Source organism: Actinosynnema sp., from assembly GCF_052038725.1.
The window spans coordinates 1-1878 of the sequence record NZ_JBQGCX010001294.1; the positions used below are offsets into that span (position 1 = coordinate 1).

Consider the following 1878-nt stretch of genomic DNA (forward strand, 5'->3'; position numbering starts at 1 on the left):
GTCCCGGGGACTCAACAGCCTGTTCGTGCACGTCGACGGCGGCTTCGACTCGGTGGTGTTCAGCGGCGCGCAGCCCGGCACGACCGTCTGCATCGACGAGATCGTGGTCGGCGAGCCCGAGCCGGCGGGCGAGCTGTGACCTCCACCGCGGACCACTCGCTCGGCGCGGAGATCGTCCCGCCTCCGCCCGAGACCGCCGACCAGTACGTCGTCCTCGACACCCTTCGGGCCGTCGGGGCGCTCTGCGTGCTCACCACGCACACGGCGTTCGAGTCCGGCGCCTACGTCGCCCACGGCGTCTGGGGCGTGATGCTCGCGCGGCTCGACGTGGGCGTCGCGATCTTCTTCGTGCTGTCGGGCTTCCTGCTGTCCCGGCCGTTCCTCGCACGCGGCCTGCCCGGCGGCCGGCAGCCGGACACCCGCCGCTACCTCTGGAAGCGGTTCCTGCGGATCTGGCCGGTCTACGTCGTCGCGGTCGTCGTCGCGCTGGGGCTGATCCAGCGCAACAGCGGCCTCGGGTTCACCGACTGGGTCACGACGCTGCTGATGCTCAACACCTTCGTCGACCCGGCCCTGCCCTACGGCCTGACCCACATGTGGAGCCTGGCGGTCGAGGTCACCTTCTACCTGGCGCTCCCCCTGATCATGCTGGTCGCCGTCGGCCGCAGCCTGCGGGTCTGGCGCGTGCTCGCGGTGCTGGCGGGACTGTCGGCGCTCGCCGCGTGGTGGCACCTCGACGGCGCCGACCGGGTCGGCGAGCACAGCGCGGGGTCGCCGCACCAGTGGCTGCCGGCGTACCTGATCTGGTTCGCCCTGGGCATCGGCCTGGCGCTGGTGACGCTGCTGCTCGACCACGCGCGTCGCGAGGGTCGCTCCCCCGGCCGGGTCGTCTCGGGCATCGCTGCCGCCGGGGCCCAGTCGGGCGTGTGCTGGGTGGCGGCCTTCGGCGTCTTCCTGGTGTCGGCGACCCCGCTCGCGGGACCGACCCTGCTCGCACCCCTGACACCCGCGGAGTCCCTCACCAAGAACCTGTTGTACGCCGCCATCGGCGTGCTGCTGGTGGGGTCGGGCGTCTTCGCGGTCGAGGGCCGCCGCTACCCGCGCACCTTCGGCCGGCTGTGGCTCCGGCGGATGGGCTGGATCTCCTACAGCCTGTTCTGCCTGCACATGTCCGTGCTGCAGTTCGTGTGGTGGGTCACCGACTGGCCGATCTTCGGCGGTCACGCGCTCGAGGTCTGGGTGATCACCCTGGTGATCAGCCTGGTGGTGTCCGACCTGACCTACCGCGTCGTCGAGCGGCCCGCGCTCCGCCTCAAGAACGTGAGCTTCGGCAGCCTGGGCCGCCCGGGCCGGCGGAGCGGCAGCACCGCGAGCGCCGACGCGAGCGAGACCAGCAGCAGGTAGTGCGGCCAGGCGAGGTTGCCCGCCCAGTCCTGGCCCCACGGCCGAAGCGCGTAGACCGCGCCGGCCGCCAGGCACGGGACGGCGAAGAGCCCGGCTGAGAGCTCGGGCAGCTTTCGGTCGACCAGCAGGACCACCGGGACGGCGACGGCGGCGACCAGCACCCCGGCCCACCCGGCGACCAGGCCGAAGCCGGCGACGGCGAACGGCACCAGCACGAGCGGCGTGGCGACCCGCGCCTCGAGCGGGGCCGGGTCCGGCGTCCGGCGGCGCCCGAGGAGCACCAGCGACGCGACCAGCGCCAGCAGGGCGAGCGCCCCGGCGGCCAGGCCGGCTCGGTAGCCGCGGTCCGGCGCGAACTCGGTGACGACCACGTCGTCGGACTCCAGCAGCCACCCCTGCTGCCAGCCGTCGACGGTGACCGGCGTGAGCGACTCGTCCGCCTGGGCGGCCTCCCAGCCGGCGTTGACGTTCTGG

At 73.4% G+C, this 1878-nt stretch carries 1 protein-coding gene; it reads left to right on the forward strand.

The genetic code is table 11. From position 1 onward, the window contains the following. Positions 1–135 precede the first annotated feature (135 nt). Positions 136–1404, forward strand: a complete 1269-nt coding sequence (locus ACTUAL_RS27345; RefSeq protein WP_440902257.1) for an acyltransferase family protein — start codon at positions 136–138, stop codon at positions 1402–1404. Positions 1405–1878 lie beyond the last annotated feature (474 nt).